The organism is Methyloversatilis sp. S146-33 (assembly GCF_059552495.1).
In genome coordinates this window covers 178,028-195,217 of sequence record NZ_JCANOT010000023.1, presented here as the reverse complement: position 1 = coordinate 195,217, position 17,190 = coordinate 178,028, and the positions used below count along the sequence as shown (strand labels likewise).

Genomic DNA, 17,190 nt, shown 5'->3' with positions numbered 1-17,190 from the left:
TCCTGATCGGTGCTTGGGGTGAGGGCGGGACATCTCTCCCACTGTCTGTACGTGCTTGCCGTCAGATCCGAGCTCGGTCCCTCCGCCCGACAAGCTATTCCTACGCTTGCCACGGTAGAACATACAAGCGAGCTTGCTCGCGACGCAGCGGTGGGTGAGTCACCGTCTGTCGCCCCGCCTGGGCCCGTTGTCGGCGCCAGAATCTTTTTGCGCCGCACAAACCGAGGGCGAAGTGCGCCCCGCGGCGGTGCGGATGCGACGCTTTGCTGCCGTTGCGACACGCTTTGCCCGATACTTGTGCGTCGGCCGGGTACGCATGAGCTGCGTCAAGTTGCGTGAATGCTGCGGCCGGCATACTCCATGACGCATCGGGCAGGGCCGCAGTGGCCTTGCCGCGCGCGTCGGTGATCGATCCGAACAGTCCGACCGACATGAATGACAGCCACGCCATTATCGAATCCCGCCGCTTCGCCACTCGCACCGTTCCGCTGTCGCGCCCGCTGGGCTGGCTGATCGCAGGCTGTCGGGACTTCATGCGCTGTCCGGGACCCGGATTGCTGCACGGCGCGGCCGTCGCGGTATTTGGCGCGCTACTGTGCTGGCAGATTCCGGATCGTTTCTGGCTGCTCAACGGCGCCTTCACCGGTTTCATGCTGGTCGCGCCGGTGGTGGCGACCGGCCTGTACGCGATCAGCCGCGCGCTGGAGCGTGGTCAGCCGGCCGGGCTGATGACCGCGGTGCGTGCGTGGAAGCCGCGCGACAGCCGCATGGTGGTGTTCGGCCTGCTGCTGGCGCTGGCCGGCACCGGCTGGGTGATGACCTCGGCCGCGCTGATCTGGGCCTATGCGCCGGCGCCGGTGGCGACGCCGGAGGATTTCCTGCGCCTGGTCGTGCTGGCGGAACAGGGCTGGCTGTTCGAGGCCTGGCTGGCGCTGGGCGGCCTGCTTGCCGCACCGGTGTTCGCGTCCAGCGTGGTGGCGATTCCGCTGCTGCTCGATCGCGACATCGGGGTACTTGGCGCCGTGCTCACCAGCTGGCGTGTCGTGATGGAGAACCCCGCGCCGCTGGCGCTCTGGGGCGTGGCGATCGCCGGATTCACGCTGTTCGGCATGGCGACCGGGCTGGTCGGCATGCTGGTGGTGGTGCCGTTGCTGGGTCACGCCAGCTGGCACGCCTATCGCGATCTGGTGCGCGCCGCCTGAGCGCGCACCGATCAACCTATTGAATATCGCTGGAGCAGCTTTCACACATGGGCGGCATCACTGAAGAGCAATTTGCCGAGTTCGGGCTCACCTTCGGCGTCGCTGCCTTCATGCTCTACATGCTGTTCATCCTGCTGCAGCTCGCGCGCGAGTCGAAGGCCGGTCGCTTCGGCACCTTCGTCATCCTGATCGGCCTCGGCCTCGGCATGATGGGTTTCGTCGCCAAAGGCGTGATCAAGTGGATGCTCGGCGGCTGATCAGGCGCCTGACGCGCAGACCCGCTCGCGTACCGCTGCCCGCATCGTGCGCGCCAGCGACTGCAGCGATCCACCGGCGCGGTAGTTGAAGCTCACGTGCAGCGTGTCGCCGGCTCGCGCCTCCACCGGCGTCGTCAGCGGCAGCACCAGATAGTCGTTCAGCCAGTCCTGAGTCCGCCCCTGCGTGCCGAGCAGCGCCAGGATGTTCTTGGTGATGAAGCGCAGCGCATTGACCGTACCGTCGGCAGTGATGGCGATGTCGCCCTTCCAGGCGATGTCTCGGCTGCAGGTCTGGTCGAAATCCATCACGCCATAGACCACCGGTGCGGCCAGTTCGGTTGCGCCCGGGTGTTCGGCGCCGACGCGCTGGAACTGGATGATGGGGGCGTTGAAGCCGTAGAAATCGAACACCTGATGCAGCGGCTGCACCGCCATCAGCGCGGCAGTCGGCAGGAAGATCGGCAGGCGGTCGCCGAAGCGGGCGCGGTAGCGCGCCTTGAAGGCTTCGATCACGTCGACCTGTTTCTCGCGCAGCATGCCGACGTGGATCATTTCGCAGATGACCACGTCTACCGGTTCCGGCGGCAGGTATTCGAAAGCGTCGGCGTGCACCACTTCGACCTTGTGACCGTGCGCATTCATCGCCAGCAGCCGGCGCGATTCGGCCACCATGTCCGGGTTGAATTCGACGCAGTACACCTTGCTCGCGTGCGCTGCGGCGAAGCAGGACAGCACGCCGGTGCCGCCGCCCAGTTCGAGCACGCGGGCGCCCTTGAACACGACTGCATCGATGGCCGCCTTGAAATTGCTCATGCGGTTGGTGTCGAGCAGCATGTTGTGGTGGTAGTGCAGAGGAATGAACTGTCCAAGATGGCTGGGCTCGTCGTCGGCGTCGCTCATCGGCAGGCTGGCGCCGGGCGCGGCCGGGCTACCGAGGTGGGCTGCGGTTTCCATCCGTGACATGGTTCTTCCTCTCGTGTGGTCGGTTAATGTTTGCCGCGCGCTGCCGGCAACTTCTGCCTTGAACATCCCGTTATTGCCGCTTCAACCGCCTTGCGGCGATCGCGCGAGGTTCATGGCAGCTTTCGTGCCAGACTTCGGCGAGAACTGAACAACGGATGCAGCGGATGAACGGGTCGCAGGAGCAGGCCGGGCTGAACGAAGCGGAGGTGGCTGCGCGCCGCACGCAGGACGGCTGGAACGAGATCGCCGCCGAGAAGCCGCACACGCTGGTCGCAACCGTTTTGGAGGTGATGCGGGAGCCGATGTTCCTGCTGCTGCTCGGGGCCGGCGCCATCTATCTGCTGATGGGCGATGCGCACGAAGCGTTGGTGCTGCTCGGCTTCGTCGTGCTCATCATCGGCGTCACGGTCTTTCAGGAACGGCGCACCGAGCACGCGCTGGCTGCGCTGCGCGACCTGTCGAGTCCGCGTGCGCTGGTGATGCGCGACGGCGCAGTAAAGCGCATCGCTGGGCGCGAGGTGGTGCGCGGCGATCTGCTGCTGCTCACCGAAGGCGACCGCGTGCCGGCCGATGGCGTGCTACTGAGCGCCAACGATCTGGCGGTCGATGAATCCATGCTGACCGGAGAATCGGTGCCGGTCGGCAAATTGCCGGTCGACGATGGCGAACCGCTGCGCGTGTTCTCCGGCACGCTGGTCGTGCGCGGTCGCGGCACAGTCGAGGTGACGGCAATCGGCGAGGCCACCGAGCTGGGGCGTATCGGTAAGTCGCTGGCGGACACCGTCAGCGGTGTCTCGCCACTGCAGCGCGAACTCGGGCTGCTGGCGCGCCGGCTGGCGGTGATCGGCATCGCGCTGTGCGCGCTGCTCGCCGTGTCCTACGCGACGCTGCGCGGCGGCTGGCTCGACGGCGTGCTGTATGGCATCACTCTGGCGATGAGCATCCTGCCGCAGGAATTTCCGGTCATCCTGATCGTGTTCCTCGCCTTCGGCGCACGCCGCATCGCCGCCCGGCGCGTGCTGACGCGCCGGCTGTCGGCGATCGAAACGCTGGGCCAGACCACCGTGCTGTGTACCGACAAGACGGGCACGCTCACCCGCAACCGGATGGAAGTCGCCGCGCTTGCGGTCGGCGGTGAGGTGCTGGCGCTGGATGGCGACGCACGGCTGGAGGAACTGCCTGAAACCTATCACCGCCTGCTTGAATATGCGGTGCTGGCGAGCGAGGCCGATCCGCACGATCCGATGGAGCAGGCTTTCCTGCGGCTGGCCGGCGACTATCTGGCGAACACCGAACACCTGCATCCCGACTGGGCGCTGGCCCGCGAGTACGAACTGTCGCCCGACCTGCTGGCGATGACCCACCTGTGGCAGGCGCCGGATCGGCGCGATGGCGAGGTGGCCGCCAAGGGTGCGCCCGAGGCCATCATCGACCTTTGCCATCTGTCGGCGGATGCCGCCGCGCTGGTGATGGCGCGCGCCGGCGACCTGGCCGACCGCGGCCTGCGCGTGCTGGCGGTGGCTCATGCGGCGCACCCGCAAGGCGCTGGCGTGCCGGACATCCAGCACGATTTCGAATTCCGCTTCATCGGCCTGATCGGGCTCGCCGATCCACTGCGTCCGGAGGTGCCGGCGGCGGTCGCCGAGTGCCGCGCGGCCGGTGTGCGTGTGGTCATGATTACCGGCGATCATCCGCGCACCGCCGGCGCGATCGCGGCGCAGGCCGGCATCGACGGCGGGCGCGTGCTGACCGGCCCGGATATGGCGGCGATGGATGAGGCGACATTCGCCGATGCGGTCGCCGGCTGCTGCGTGTTCGCGCGCGTCAGCCCGCAGCAGAAGCTGGCCATCGTCGAGGCGCTGAAGGCGCGTGGCGATATCGTCGCCATGACCGGCGACGGCGTGAATGACGCACCGGCGCTGAAATCCGCGCATATCGGCATCGCCATGGGCAAGCGCGGCACCGACGTTGCGCGCGAGGCGGCCGCACTGGTATTGGTGGACGATGACTTTGCCGCCATCGTCGACGCGATTCGGCTGGGCCGGCGCATCTTCCGCAACCTGCGCCACGCGATGACCTACACGCTCGCGGTGCACGTGCCCATCATCGCGCTGGTGGCTGCGCCGGTGCTGTTCGGCTGGCCGGTGCTGCTGGCGCCGGTGCACATCGCCTTCCTCGAACTGGTGATCGACCCGACCTGTTCCATCGTGTTCGAGGCGGACGAGGCTGGCGACGCACTGATGCGCGAGCCGCCGCGACCGCGCGGCGCCGTGTTGCTGCCACCCTCGCGCATCGCGACCAGCCTGCTCTACGGCGCCATCGTGTCGGCCGCGCTGGTGGCATTCGATGTCTGGGCACTCGATGCCGGCTTCGCGGCTGACGAGGTCCGCACGCTGGTGTTCGTCGCGCTGGTGGCGAGCGGCATCGCGCTCATCTTCACCGCCCGCGCGTCGGCGGCCGACCCGAGCGGGCTCGGGCACGGCACCGCGGTCGCGCGCTGGGTGATCGGCGGCACACTGCTCGCGCTGCTGCTGGTCACCACGGTGCCCTGGCTGGCTGCACAGTTCTCCTTTGCCGTGGTCGCGCCCGCAGTGTGGCTGAGCGCCTGCGCACTCGGACTGGCAACGCTGCTGCCGCTGCTCGCCGCACGTTGGCTTGTACACGCGCGTGCGGTGGCATGACCGCGGGCATCCGCCGGACGAAAAAAATGCCCGACCAGCGGTCGGGCATCAAGGACATGCGTGTGACAGGGTCGTGCAGTAATCAGGTGCGACGGCGTGCAGCCATGCCGATCAGGCCGAGGCCGGCCAGCAGCATCGCGTAGGTTTCGGGTTCCGGTACCGGGGCGGCGACCGCCAGGTTGTCGACCACCACACCGTTACCCTTGAACGAGATCGAGCGGATGTCAGCCACGTCGCGCGTGATGCCGAGGAACAGGCCTTCATTCTCGCTGGCCTCGCCGGTGCTGACTGCCAGCGTGTAGGTCTCGATGATCTGGTTGTTGTCGCCGTAGGCGGACACCACGACCGAGAACGGGAAGTCGTTCATGGCGAAATGGTTCACCAGTGCGCCGACACCGGCGGTCAGTTCAGCGAAAGTGAAGCGCAGTTCGCCGATGTTGCCGGTGGCCGCGAAGTGGTTGCCTGCGCCCCAGATACCGTTGTTGCCCAGGTTGGCAATGAAGCCACCCAGCTGCGAGTCGGCGTCGCCGGTGAAGATGACGCCGGGGGCGACTGCTTCCGGACCGGTCGTGAAGAAGCCGTCGTAGGCTTCGAAGTCGACAACAATGGCGTTGCCGATGTCGGCCGCGTTATTGGTCAGCGCGGCCTGCGCCGGCAGTGCGGCGGCGAAGGCCAGAGCCAGGGCGGCGAGTTTCATTTTCATGATGAATCCTTTGCGGAGGTTTCGTTGATGGAGGCGACGCTACGCCGCCTCCGTGACGCCGATGTGAAGACCGACGGATCAGGTACCGATCACGCCGCCGTCGTCCTTGGTGATGACGACCGTGGCCGAGCGCGGCTTGGCGACCGCGTTGCCGCTCTGCGTGGTCGGGCCGTTGAAGCCGCTGTCCGGCCAGGTGCTGTTCGAGGTGAAGCTGCCGCTCCAGTCTTCGCCCGGATGCTGGATGTTCACGAACATGACCTTGCCGTCCGGCGTCGAGGTCACGCCGGTCACTTCGCAGTTGCGCGGGCTGGTCAGGAAGCGGGTGATCTGGCGGGTGGCCGGGTCGGCGCAGAACATCGCGTTGCCGCCGATGTTCACGAAGTCGCCGGTGGCGTTGCCGACCTGGTCGGTCTGGATCCACAGGCGGCCGTCCTTGTCGAACCACAGGCCGTCCGGCGCACCGAGGTCGTCACCGATGATGTTGCCTTGCAGGTGGGCGTTGGCGTTCAGCTTGTCACCGCACTCGACGAAGATGTCCCACTGGAAGGTGGTGGCGGCGACGTCACCGCCGGCTTCCGTCCAGCGCAGGATGTGGCCGTAGCGGTTGTCGCGGCGCGGGTTGGTCGCATCGACCGGCGGGCGGGCCGAAGCGGCGACCGTGGTGCCGTCGATCTTGTTCGACGACGCCGGCGCGGTGCCGCGGCGGTTGTTGTTGGTCAGCGTCAGATAGACCTCGCGCGTCACCGGATGCACGGCGACCCACTCGGGGCGGTCCATCATGGTGGCGCCAAGGCGGTCGGCGGCCTGACGGGCCTTGATCACTACCTCGCCCTGGTCGGCGAAGCCGTTTTCGGCCGTCAGACCATTCTGACCCCAAACCAGCGGCAGCCACTGTCCGCTGCCGTCGGCGTTGAAGCGGGCGACGTACAGCGTGCCGCTGTCGAGCAGGTCGCGGTTCGCGGCGCGGTTCTTCGTGTCCATCTTCTTCGCGCAAACAAACTTGTACATGTAATCGTTGCGCTCGTCGTCGCCCATGTAGACGGCGACCTTGTTGTCGGCGCCGACCGAGGTCCATGCGCCTTCGTGCTTGAAGCGGCCCAGCGCGGTGCGCTTGACCGGCACCGAGTTCGGGTTCCACGGATCGATCTCGACCACCCAGCCGAAGCGGTTCGGCTCGTTCGGCGTGTCGCGGAAGTCGAAGCGCGGATCGGCTTCGTGCCAGCGGTAGCCAAAGCCCCCGGCGGACATGCCGTAGCGGTTCTCAAGCGCGGTCAGCGGCTGGGCGGCCAGCTTGGCGGCAGTGGTACCGAAGTAGCCGTTGAAGTTCTCCTCACAGGTGAGGTAGGTGCCCCAGGGCGTGTAGCCGTTGGCGCAGTTGTTCAGCGTGCCGAGCACGGTGGTGCCCGACGGGTCGGCGGCGGTCTTCAGCAGGGCGTGACCGGCAGCCGGGCCGGACACCTTGCACGGGGTGGCGCCGGTGATGCGACGGGCGAAGGCGGACGGGCGCTGCACCTTCATTTCACCACCGACCTTGCGTACCTCGATCACGCTGACGCCGTGACCGGCGATCTGCGCGTCGACCATGGCCTTGGTGATGACGTCGGTCCCGTAGGTGGTGGTGTGGGCGACCAGACCGGGATCAACGTACTCGTGGTTGGACACGAGCAGGCCGCGGTCATTTGCGATGCCGGCTGCGCCGGTGCCCGGGAACGGGAACAGGTGCATGCCGTCGTTGTGTGCGCCCCAGGTCGTGAGCTGGCGAGCGGTCGTCATCGCCGTGGCCGGGTTCCAGTGCGTGTTCGCATCCGGGCCGGTCTTGCCGATGGCGTCGCCCCAGGCGATCAGCACGCGCGCGGTATAGCCGGACGGTACGGTGATGCCGTCAGTCATCGGCGCGATGTTGGCCGGCACGCCGGTGAAGCCGATGCCGCCGGCCGGCGACGGGCTGCCGGTGTAGGCGCCGTTGGCCAGCGATTCGAGGCTGAAGCCGCCGAGCGAGGCAAAGGTCGCGGTGGCCAGCGAACCCTTGATGAAGTTGCGACGGCCGGTGAAGCGGTCCATCACGTCGCGGATGGATTCATTGCCCGACGGATTGATCGTCAGGTCGTTGTCGGGGTGCTGCATCGAAGACATGGGAGCTCCTTGCGGGTGACGTTGTCGGGACGTCGGCGGCAAAGGGGCTGCGCGCCGATCTGACGCGCGGAGTCTGCGATGCGTTTCTGACAGGGATAAGAAACGACGACTGTGGTGGATAGTCCGAATGGACTATCCACCACAGTCGGGGTGTCATGGTCTGCAGGGCGGCGGAGGCGCCCGTTGCTTCAGGTCAGCGACGACAGGGCGGTGTCGTAGGCACCCTGCAGCTCTGCCTCGCTGCCGGCTTCCATACGCAGGTTGCGGACCAGACCATCCTTCAGGCCGTAGATCCAGCCGTGCACACGCACGTCCTGGCCGCGCGCCCAGGCTTCGCGGACGACCGTGGTTTCGCAGACGTTCATCGCCTGCTCGATCACGTTCAGTTCGCACAGCCGGTCTTCCTGCAGTTCGCCGGCGCCTACCGCTTCGAGCAGACCGCGGTGCTTGTTGCGCACGTCCTGCACGTTGCGCAGCCAGTTGTCGATCAGGCCGAAACGCATGTCGTGCAGCGCGGCACGCACGCCGCCACAGCCGTAGTGGCCGACCACCAGAATGTGCTTCACCTTGAGCACATCGACGGCGTACTGCATGACCGACAGGCAGTTCAGATCGGTCTGCACCACCACGTTGGCGACGTTGCGGTGTACGAACACCTCGCCCGGAATCAGGCCGACGATCTGGTTGGCCGGCACCCGGCTGTCGGAACAGCCTATCCAAAGATATTCGGGCGCCTGCAGCGTGGCCAGCCGCTCGAAGAACTGCGGGTCGTCCGCACGCATGCGCTCGGCCCAGCGGCGGTTTGCTTCGAATAATTGATCAGTTTTTTTCAGTGTCATGGTGTCCTCGCATCAGGCGGGATTATATCTTTCCCGCCCTCGCGAGGCGCCACCGGCCGCCGCGACGGATCACGGCGGATCACTGTGCTGCGCGGCGGGATCAGCCGGCGGTGACAACGAGCCGGTTGTCGATGCCGGTCACGCCCTTGACCGAAGCCGCCAGCTCGGCGGCGCGGGCGCGCGCTGCTTCGGTCGGTGCCGGGCCACTCAGCGTGACCTTGCCGTCGGCGGTATCGACGTCGATCTTCAGCGCGCTCAGATCGGGATCGCCGGCAAGACGCGCGGCGACGTTGGCGGTGATGGTGGCGTCGTCGATCTTCTCACCCATGCGTTCGGCGGCGGATTCGACCGAAGCCTTGGCGTCGGCCGCGGCGACCTCCGCCTTCGCCTGCGCGCTGTCGAGCGAACTTTCGGCCTTGGCGCCCATTTCGTCCGCCTTCTTCTCGGTCTGCGAAATGGCGGAATCGAGCTTCTGGCCGACGGTTGCGTTGTCGGTGGATTCGCCGCAGGCGGCCAGTGCGAGTGCCAGCGCGGTGGCGGTGGCCAGGCGGACGGCAGGCTTCAGCAGCGTGGAACGGGTGGCGGTAATCTGCATGGCAGTTCTCCTGTTGCGATGAAGAGGATGGCGTTAAGCCATGACGAAACTCTAGTTGCTCGCGGCACGCCGGCCTGTCGGCGACGTGGTCGGGTGTTGTAGGACGATGCGGACCGCCTGCGATGACGCAGGCAGCCAGTGCTGTGGTCAAATCGCGGCTGTCTCCACGCCAGAACGCCGACATGAGCGCCGTCCGCTACCGCATCACGCCCATCCATCCCGAAGCCCACCTGTTCGAGGTCGAACTCGACATCGACAAGCCGGCGGCCGACGGCCAGCTGCTGTCCCTGCCTGCCTGGATACCCGGCAGCTACATGATCCGCGAGTTCGCCCGCCACATCGTGCGCATCGACGCGCGCGACGGCGTGCGCGCGGTGCCGCTGACCAAGCTGGACAAGCACACCTGGCGCGCCGCACCGTGCGACGGCGCGCTGCGCGTGCGCTACGAGGTGTATGCGTGGGACCTGTCGGTGCGCGCCGCTCACCTCGACACCACGCACGGCTTCTTCAACGGCAGCAGCGTGTTCCTGATGGTGCATGGCTGCGAACAGCAGCCCTGCGAAATCGACATCCGTCCGCCGGCCGGTCGCGCCTACAAGGAATGGCGCGTCGCGACGACGCTGCCCGAGGCAGGCGGCCGCAGCGGCGCCAAGCGTCACGGCTTCGGTGCGTACCGGGCGACCAGCTACGACGAACTGATCGACCACCCGGTCGAGATGGGTGAGTTCGCGCTGTACGAATTCAAGGCATGCGGCGTGCCGCACGAGGTGGTGGTGACGGGTCGGCACGACATCGACGCCGCCCGGTTGTGCGCCGACCTGAAGCGTGTCTGCGAATGGCAGATCCGGCTGTTCGGCGAGCCGGCGCCGTTCGAGCGCTACGTGTTTCTGGTGATGGCGGTCGGCGACGGCTACGGCGGGCTCGAACACCGCTCCAGCACCGCGCTGCTGTGCTCGCGCAACGACCTGCCAGCGCCCGGCGCCAGCGCGATGAGTGATGCCTACCGCGGCTTCCTCGGACTGTGCAGCCACGAGTATTTCCACTCCTGGAACGTGAAGCGCATCAAGCCGGCGGCCTTCGTGCCCTACGACCTCAGGGTCGAGAACTACACGCGGCTGCTGTGGGCCTTCGAGGGCTTCACCTCCTATTACGACGATCTCGCGCTGGTGCGCTCCGGCGTCATCACGCAGGACGATTACCTGAAGCTGCTCGGCAAGACGGTGACCCAGGTGATGCGCGGCAGCGGCCGGCTCAAGCAGAGCGTGGCCGATTCGTCCTTCGATGCCTGGATCAAGTATTACCGCCAGGACGAGAACGCGCCGAACGCCATCGTCAGTTACTACGCCAAGGGCGCGCTGGTGGCGCTGGCGCTCGACCTCACACTGCGCAGCAAGAGCCGCGGCGCGGTGTCGCTGGACGACGTGATGCGCAAGCTCTGGGCCGACCACGGACAGAGCGGGCAGGGCGTGCCGGAGGACGGCATCCGTCGCGCTGCCGAAGCGGTCAGCGGCATGAAGCTCAAGCGCTTCTTCGACGAGGCGACCGAAGGCACGGACGATCTGCCGCTGGACAGGCTGCTGCACGCGGTCGGTCTCGACCTCGCGTTCGAAGCCGCTGGCAGCACGCCGGTGCTCGGCGTGAAAACCGCGAACGACGGCGACAACGTGAGGCTCACCCAGGTGCTGGACCACGGTGCCGCGCAGCGCGCGGGTCTCTCCGCAGGCGACGTGCTGGTCGCGCTGGACAATCTGCGCATAACCGCCAGTTCGCTCGATACGCTGCTCAAGCGCCGCAACGCCGGCGACGAGGTGAAGATCCACGCCTTCCGCCGCGACGAACTGATGAAGTTCCGCGTGCGACTCGACGCGCCGCCCGCCGATCAGGCGAAGATCGGCCCCGCCGCGCGCGCCAGTGCGGCGGCGAAGGAATTGCTGAAGCAGTGGCTGGGGAGAGGGTGAGGCCTCGGTGGGTGTGCGTTCGCATTCTGCCCCCGGTTAGCCGCCGCTTGACCGCCGCGTCGCGGCCAAGGCCGCTCCCACAGGGGCGGCGCCTAACTCGCGGCTGGAACCGGGGCCGGAGTTCTGTGGGAGGGGTCTTCTGACCCCGACAGCGACAGGAAGCGAGGCGGCGATCAGCATTCACCGCGTGGCGGTAACGGCCGTTCACTGCAGAAGCGCGCAGGCCGGATCTGCAAGATCAGGGTTCCTGTGCGAGCGAGCTTGCTCGCGATGCCGTCGGTGATCGCCCGTGGCCCCCTCAACCGGCTTCGGTGAGCCGTCAGCGCCCCAGCTTGCGTGCCGCGCTCAGCACTATCATGCCCAGACCGCCCAGCATCATCATCCACTCGCGCGGCTCAGGTACGGCCGGCGTGGTCGTCACGTCCAGCGTGAAGCGATCGCCCGCACTCAGGCCGGCAAAGCCGACGCGCCAGTCGCTGAGGCCTTCTTCGTAGAAGGGGTTGCCGAAGTAGAACTCGGTAACGGTAGCGCCAGCGAAGAAGTCGGTGTCGAGCAGATCGCCATTCACCGTTGCCGCGCGCACCGAACCAGCTGTCCATGACACGGGCGCACCGCCCGTCGTCACGTTCAGCGAACCGATGCCGAAGCCGCTGACGTCGCGCAGGATGGCGTTGAAGTCGGCGCCGCCGGCGGCGACATCCGCAGCATCAAGCACGAAGCTGAAGCTCAGTGCAGCGTTGTTCAGCAGCGATACGTCGAGCGCGATCAGCGACGGCGTGCTGAAGCTGGTGTCGAGCAGGTTGCCGTTCAGCGTGGCGCTCTCGAGCGTGACGGCGTGAGCGGGTAGCGACAGGCCGGCGGTGATCGCGAGGGCAAGCAGGGTGTTCTTCATCGGGCGACTCCTGGAATGCGGTTGTTGCGACGCACGATAGGCAGTGCATGTGACAGGCGCATGTCGCCGCCTTGATCACGCGTTCAACAATCCGTCATCGACCTGTCACCGGCGCTCACCACACTCCGCGGCAACTTCTTCCGCCCGGAGCTTTCCCGATGTCACGCAATGTCTTTTCCCGCCGCGACTTCATGCGCGGCATCGGCGCCGGCGCGCTGGCCGGTTCCACCGTCGTCCGTTCGGCAACTGCGCTGGCCGCGAGCGACAGCCTGTTCCTGCATGGCGTGGCCAGCGGCGATCCGCTGTCCGACCGCGTCATCATCTGGACCCGCGTGTCGCCGACCCGGCCGGGCACCGTGGCCGTGCTGTGGGAGGTGGCACTGGATGCGCGCTTCAGCCGCATCATCCGGCGCGGTCGCGTGCTCACCGGCGAGGACATCGACTACACGGTGAAGGCCGACGTGCTCGGCCTGCCGGCTGCTGCCCGGCTCTATTACCGCTTCCGCGCCGACGGCCAGCTGTCGCCGGTCGGCCGCACGCGCACGCTGCCGGCCGGTGCGGTCGAGCAGGTGAAGCTGGCGGTGTTTTCCTGTTCGAACTACCCGGCCGGCTATTTCCACGTCTATGCCGAGGCGGCGAAGCTGGACGACCTGCACGCGGCGATCCATCTGGGCGACTACATTTACGAATACCCGCGCGGCGGCTACGCCTCGGGCGACGCAGCGGCGCTGGGTCGCGTGTCCGAGCCGGCCGGCGAAATACTGACGCTGGACGACTACCGCATCCGTCACGCGCAGTATCGCACCGACCCGGACCTGCAGGCGCTGCACGCGGCGCTGCCGGTGATCGCCGTGTGGGACGACCATGAAATCGCCAACGACACCTGGCGCGACGGTGCGGAGAATCACAGCGAGGGGCTGGAAGGCGTGTTCACCGAGCGCCGTGCCGCGGCGATCAAGGCCTACCACGAGTGGATGCCGACCCGCGTCGCCGATCCGGCGCGCCCGGAGCGCATCTACCGCAGCTTCCGCTTCGGCAACCTGCTGTCGCTGCATATGCTGGACACGCGCGTCATCGGCCGCGACCGGCAGATGGACTACGCGGACTACTTCGGCGCCAGCGGCTTTGACGGCGCGCGCTTTGCCGCTGATCTGGCCGACCCGAACCGCACGCTGCTGGGCGCCGAACAGAACGACTGGCTGGGCCTGCAGCTGGCGCAGTCCGACACCACATGGGACGTGCTTGGTCAGCAGGTGCTGATGGGCCGCATGAACATTCCTGCGCCGCTGGTGCTGGGTCAGATCAGTTTTTCCGCCTACAGCGCACTGGTCGTGAAGGCGCAGACGGCACCTGCCACGCTGACGCCGAAGGAGCAGGCGGTGCTCGCGCAGCCGGCGATTCCGTACAACCTCGACGCCTGGGACGGTTATGCCGTCGCGCGCGAAACGGTGCTCGGCACCGCGCGGGCGCTGGACAGGAATCTGGTCGTGCTGTCGGGCGACACGCACAACGCCTGGGCCAGCGATTTGGCGGACTACGCGGGCCGCGCGGTCGGCGTCGAGTTCGCCACACCTGGCGTGACTTCGCCCGGTTTCGAGGAGTACTTCCCGAGCGAGAATCCGCTGGCCGTCGCCGCCGGGCTGACGCAGATCATCGGTCCGCTGCAGTATGCCGACACCGCGCGCCGCGGCTTCATGATCGTCACGGCGACGCGGGATGCCTGCCGCTGCGAATGGCGCTACGTCAGCACGGTGAAGAGCCGCAGCTATGTGCTGCAGCAGGGGCCGGCGCTGAAGGTGCTGCCGGGCGCGGCAAACCGGAAGCTGATGCCGGCTTGAGACAGGGGAGGTCGCGGCCTGTGCGTGGGCGCACCTCCTGTGGGAGCGGCCTTGGCCGCGACCGGGGCCGCTGCAGTCGCGGTCAGGGAAACGCTCTCACAGAAGCGGACGGCACCCTGAAGAGACCAGCGACTGTGCGCTTCAGGGCTGTGGATGCACCGGTGCTTTACCGCTTTTCTTCGGCTGGAACAGCTTCACCAGTGCGCTGCCGGCGATGCCCATCAGCAGCATCATGCCGGCGCCGATCAGCCACACCGTCCAGACGATGAAACCGAGCAGACCGCGCAGGTCGGGCGTCTGCTGCAGCCAGGCCTGGATTTCCGGGCCGGCGTCGAGCAGCCAGGCGCGACTCTGATCCAGCCATTCCTGCGGCAGCCAGGGGGCGAGCCAGACCGGCGGCCGCAGGCCGTCCAGCCACAGCGGCCATTCGGCCAGCGCGTTGGCGCTCCAGCCGGGCCAGTTCAGTACCGAGTCGGCGGTCCAGGCCATCAGCGTCCAGATGCCGACGACCAGTGCGACGAAGATCCAGATCACGGCGTGAGCCATAGCGGTTTCCTCAGAGCAGTTTCTTCAATGCGTACAGTGCGTCCAGCGCCTCGCGCGGGCTGAGGCTGTCCGGGTCGAGCGTGGCGAGCGCATCGACCGCGGCGTGCGACGGCGGTTCCGGTGGTGGTGGCGCGGGCGCGAACAGATCGGCCTGCGGACCGGCGTTGATGCGGCTGGCTTCGAGTTGCTGCAGCGCGCGTCGGGCGTCGCGGATCACCGTACCGGGCACGCCGGCCAGCGCGGCCACCTCGATACCGTAGGACTGCGAGGCCGGGCCTTCTTCAATCGCGTGCAGGAAAACGATGCGGTTGCCGTGCTCGACCGCGTCCAGGTGCATGTTGGCGCAGCTCGGGTGGGTCTGCGCGAGCTGGGTCAGTTCGAAGTAGTGGGTGGCGAACAGGGTCCAGCTGCGGTTGCGCGTCAGCAGATGGCGGGCGATCGATTGGGCGAGCGCCACGCCGTCGAAGGTCGAGGTGCCGCGGCCGATCTCGTCCATCAGCACCAGGCTGCGTTCAGTCGCGCCGTGCAGGATGCCGGCCGCTTCGGTCATTTCGACCATGAAGGTCGAGCGGCCCGAAGCGAGGTCGTCGGAGGCGCCGATGCGGGTGTGGATGGCGTCGAGCGGACCGAGCCGCACGGCGCGCGCCGGCACCGGGCAGCCGCAGTGCGCCAGCAGCGCGATCAGCGCCACCTGCCGCATATAGGTCGATTTGCCGCCCATGTTCGGGCCGGTGATCAGCAGCATGCGACGCGCGTCATGCATCGCGGTGTCGTTGGCGATGAAGTTTTCGACCTGCTGCTCGACCACCGGGTGACGGCCGCGCTCTATCGTGATTTCCGGTTCATCGACGAACTGCGGCCGGCAGTAGTCGTGGCGCTGGGCAGCGCGGGCAAAGGCGATCAGGCCATCCAGTTCGGACAGCGCACGGGCGATGTCGCCGAGCAGCGGCAATTCGGGCGCCAGCGCGTCGAGCAGCTGTTCGTACAGGAATTTCTCGCGCGAGGTGGCGCGATCGGCGGCGGAGAGTGCACGGTCCTCGAAGGCCTTCAGTTCCGGTGTGATGTAGCGCTCGGCGTTCTTCAGCGTCTGCCGGCGGCGGTAGTCGTCCGGAATGCGCTCAACGTTGGCGTGGGTGACTTCGATGTAGAAGCCATGCACGCGGTTGTACTCGACCTTCAGGTTGGCGATGCCGGTGCGCTCGCGTTCGCGCGCTTCGAGCGCCAGCAGGAACTCGCCGCAGTTGTCCTGCAGGCCGCGCAGTTCGTCCAGCTCGGCGTCGAAACCGGCGCGCATGACGCGACCGTCGCGCAGTTGCGCGGCCGGTTCGTCCATGATGGCGCGGGCGAGCAGGTCGCTGGCGGTCAGCGGCTGCGCCAGTGTGGCGCGTGCCTGATCGAGCAGACCGCGATCGAGCGGGATCGCTTCAGCGATGGCCGGCAGCTTCGCCAGCGAATCACGCAGGCTGGACAGGTCGCGCGGCCGTGCGGTGCGCAGCGCGACCCGCGCGGCGATGCGCTCGATGTCGGCGATGCCGCGCAGCGCATCGTGCACCCGGTCGGCGCGGTCGGTGTCGCGCAGCGCGGCGACGGCCTCCTGACGCGCGTCGGCACGCGCGCGTTCGCGCAGCGGGTGGTGCAGCGCGCGGCGCAGCCAGCGCGAGCCCATCGAAGTGGCGCAGGTGTCGAGCAGCGACAGCAGCGTCGGTGAGGCTTCGCCGCGCAGGGTTTCGGTCAGTTCCAGATTGCGCCGGGTGGCCGCGTCCATGCGCAGCCAGTTCGAATCGTGCTCGACCGCCAGCGTCGTGACGTGGGCGAGCGCCCGCTGCTGCGTCGCCTGGGCGTAGCGGAACAGCGCGCCGCAGGCGGCCAGCGCGATCGGCACCTCGGCGACGTCGAAGGCGGCGAGGTCGCGGCTGCCGAAGTGCTCGCACAGCAGCCGGGTCGCCTCCGTCACGTCGAACTGCCAGGCGCTGCGCGGCGTGACCGCCCAACTGCCCTCGGGGGCGTTCGCCATGTCGGCGACCAGCAGTTCAGCCGGACGCAGGCGGTCGAGCAGCGACGGCAGCACGTTGGCCGCCACTTCGGTCAACTTCAGTTCGCCGCTGGCGAGGTTGAGCCAGGCGACGCCAGCCCGCGCGCGTTCAACGTGCAGCGCCATCAGCAGCGAATCGGCGCGCTCGTCGAGCAGGCTGGCGTCGGTCAGCGTACCCGGCGTGACGATGCGCGAAATGGCGCGCTCTACCGGGCCCTTGGAAGTAGCGGGGTCACCGATCTGTTCGACGATCACCACGGATTCGCCCATCTTCACCAGCCGCGCGAGGTATTGCTCGACCGCGTGGAACGGCACGCCGGCCATTGGAATCGGTTGCCCGGCCGACTGGCCGCGGTGGGTCTGCGTGATGTCGAGCAGCCGCGCAACGCGGATCGCGTCCTCGAAGAACAGCTCGTAGAAATCGCCCATGCGATAGAACACCAGCAGGTCGGGGTGCTGTCTTTTGAACCCCAGGTACTGCTGCATCATCGGCGTATGTCCTGAATCCGGACTGTCCGCAGGCGCTTGTTTTGGTGTGGTTTTTCTGGCTT

At 67.4% G+C, this 17,190-nt stretch carries 13 protein-coding genes; 5 read left to right on the top strand and 8 right to left on the bottom strand.

The window, feature by feature from the left end; all coding sequences use genetic code 11:
* Positions 1–383: 383 nt before the first annotated feature.
* The gene (locus tag AC51BJ_RS08845) at positions 384–1,202 is read left to right on the top strand and encodes a DUF2189 domain-containing protein (RefSeq protein ID WP_430434474.1); all 819 of its coding nucleotides are present in this window, start codon (positions 384–386) and stop codon (positions 1,200–1,202) included.
* A 47-nt stretch (positions 1,203–1,249) separates the two neighbouring features.
* Entirely contained in the window at positions 1,250–1,459 is a 210-nt protein-coding gene (locus AC51BJ_RS08840) for a DUF2788 domain-containing protein (protein WP_008058471.1), read from the top strand.
* Here the strand turns inward: AC51BJ_RS08840 and AC51BJ_RS08835 are convergent, their stop codons facing one another.
* A complete protein-coding gene (locus tag AC51BJ_RS08835) occupies positions 1,460–2,422 on the bottom strand; it encodes a class I SAM-dependent methyltransferase (protein WP_496279975.1) in 963 nt (320 codons plus the stop codon). It lies immediately after the preceding gene.
* Between the two features lie 155 nt (positions 2,423–2,577).
* Here AC51BJ_RS08835 and AC51BJ_RS08830 point away from each other — a divergent pair, with 155 nt between their 5' ends.
* Positions 2,578–5,103, top strand: a complete 2,526-nt coding sequence (locus AC51BJ_RS08830) for a cation-translocating P-type ATPase (RefSeq protein ID WP_496279974.1) — start codon at positions 2,578–2,580, stop codon at positions 5,101–5,103.
* 82 nt (positions 5,104–5,185) lie between these two features.
* Here the strand turns inward: AC51BJ_RS08830 and AC51BJ_RS08825 are convergent, their stop codons facing one another.
* The 4 genes from AC51BJ_RS08825 to AC51BJ_RS08810 all read right to left on the bottom strand — a co-directional run bounded on the left by AC51BJ_RS08825 (position 5,186) and on the right by AC51BJ_RS08810 (position 9,373).
* The gene (locus AC51BJ_RS08825) at positions 5,186–5,806 is read right to left on the bottom strand and encodes a PEPxxWA-CTERM sorting domain-containing protein (RefSeq protein WP_496279973.1); all 621 of its coding nucleotides are present in this window, start codon (positions 5,804–5,806) and stop codon (positions 5,186–5,188) included.
* 78 nt (positions 5,807–5,884) lie between these two features.
* Positions 5,885–7,939 carry a PhoX family protein gene (locus AC51BJ_RS08820; protein ID WP_496279972.1) on the bottom strand — a complete coding sequence of 685 codons (2,055 nt, stop codon included), beginning with the start codon at positions 7,937–7,939 and terminating at the stop codon, positions 5,885–5,887.
* A gap of 188 nt (positions 7,940–8,127) precedes the next feature.
* Complete coding sequence (can, locus tag AC51BJ_RS08815; protein ID WP_341421035.1) at positions 8,128–8,778, bottom strand: carbonate dehydratase; 651 nt, start codon at positions 8,776–8,778, stop codon at positions 8,128–8,130.
* A 100-nt stretch (positions 8,779–8,878) separates the two neighbouring features.
* The gene (locus tag AC51BJ_RS08810) at positions 8,879–9,373 is read right to left on the bottom strand and encodes a BON domain-containing protein (RefSeq protein ID WP_496279971.1); all 495 of its coding nucleotides are present in this window, start codon (positions 9,371–9,373) and stop codon (positions 8,879–8,881) included.
* 182 nt (positions 9,374–9,555) lie between these two features.
* Between AC51BJ_RS08810 and AC51BJ_RS08805 the strand changes: the two genes are divergently transcribed.
* The gene (locus AC51BJ_RS08805; RefSeq protein ID WP_496279970.1) at positions 9,556–11,331 is read left to right on the top strand and encodes a M61 family metallopeptidase; all 1,776 of its coding nucleotides are present in this window, start codon (positions 9,556–9,558) and stop codon (positions 11,329–11,331) included.
* Positions 11,332–11,650: 319 nt separating this feature from the next.
* Here the strand turns inward: AC51BJ_RS08805 and AC51BJ_RS08800 are convergent, their stop codons facing one another.
* Positions 11,651–12,223, bottom strand: a complete 573-nt coding sequence (locus AC51BJ_RS08800; RefSeq protein ID WP_496279969.1) for a hypothetical protein — start codon at positions 12,221–12,223, stop codon at positions 11,651–11,653.
* 158 nt (positions 12,224–12,381) lie between these two features.
* Here AC51BJ_RS08800 and AC51BJ_RS08795 point away from each other — a divergent pair, with 158 nt between their 5' ends.
* The gene (locus tag AC51BJ_RS08795; protein WP_496279968.1) at positions 12,382–14,061 is read left to right on the top strand and encodes an alkaline phosphatase D family protein; all 1,680 of its coding nucleotides are present in this window, start codon (positions 12,382–12,384) and stop codon (positions 14,059–14,061) included.
* Between the two features lie 141 nt (positions 14,062–14,202).
* On the opposite strand, the gene AC51BJ_RS08790 is transcribed toward AC51BJ_RS08795, so the two are convergent.
* Together AC51BJ_RS08790 and mutS are read right to left on the bottom strand one after the other, a co-directional pair.
* A complete protein-coding gene (locus AC51BJ_RS08790; protein WP_496279967.1) occupies positions 14,203–14,607 on the bottom strand; it encodes a hypothetical protein in 405 nt (134 codons plus the stop codon).
* Between the two features lie 10 nt (positions 14,608–14,617).
* Entirely contained in the window at positions 14,618–17,128 is a 2,511-nt protein-coding gene (mutS, locus tag AC51BJ_RS08785; RefSeq protein WP_496279966.1) for a DNA mismatch repair protein MutS, read from the bottom strand.
* Positions 17,129–17,190: the final 62 nt, after the last annotated feature.

Coding starts and splice junctions, on each gene's coding strand:
- AC51BJ_RS08830 (WP_496279974.1), top strand. CDS start 2,578: ATGCAGCGGATGAACGGGTCGCAGGAGCAGGCCGGGCTGAACGAAGCG.
- can (WP_341421035.1), bottom strand. CDS start 8,778: ATGACACTGAAAAAAACTGATCAATTATTCGAAGCAAACCGCCGCTGG.
- mutS (WP_496279966.1), bottom strand. CDS start 17,128: ATGATGCAGCAGTACCTGGGGTTCAAAAGACAGCACCCCGACCTGCTG.
- AC51BJ_RS08825 (WP_496279973.1), bottom strand. CDS start 5,806: ATGAAAATGAAACTCGCCGCCCTGGCTCTGGCCTTCGCCGCCGCACTG.
- AC51BJ_RS08805 (WP_496279970.1), top strand. CDS start 9,556: ATGAGCGCCGTCCGCTACCGCATCACGCCCATCCATCCCGAAGCCCAC.
- AC51BJ_RS08790 (WP_496279967.1), bottom strand. CDS start 14,607: ATGGCTCACGCCGTGATCTGGATCTTCGTCGCACTGGTCGTCGGCATC.
- AC51BJ_RS08835 (WP_496279975.1), bottom strand. CDS start 2,422: ATGTCACGGATGGAAACCGCAGCCCACCTCGGTAGCCCGGCCGCGCCC.
- AC51BJ_RS08840 (WP_008058471.1), top strand. CDS start 1,250: ATGGGCGGCATCACTGAAGAGCAATTTGCCGAGTTCGGGCTCACCTTC.
- AC51BJ_RS08800 (WP_496279969.1), bottom strand. CDS start 12,223: ATGAAGAACACCCTGCTTGCCCTCGCGATCACCGCCGGCCTGTCGCTA.
- AC51BJ_RS08795 (WP_496279968.1), top strand. CDS start 12,382: ATGTCACGCAATGTCTTTTCCCGCCGCGACTTCATGCGCGGCATCGGC.
- AC51BJ_RS08810 (WP_496279971.1), bottom strand. CDS start 9,373: ATGCAGATTACCGCCACCCGTTCCACGCTGCTGAAGCCTGCCGTCCGC.
- AC51BJ_RS08820 (WP_496279972.1), bottom strand. CDS start 7,939: ATGTCTTCGATGCAGCACCCCGACAACGACCTGACGATCAATCCGTCG.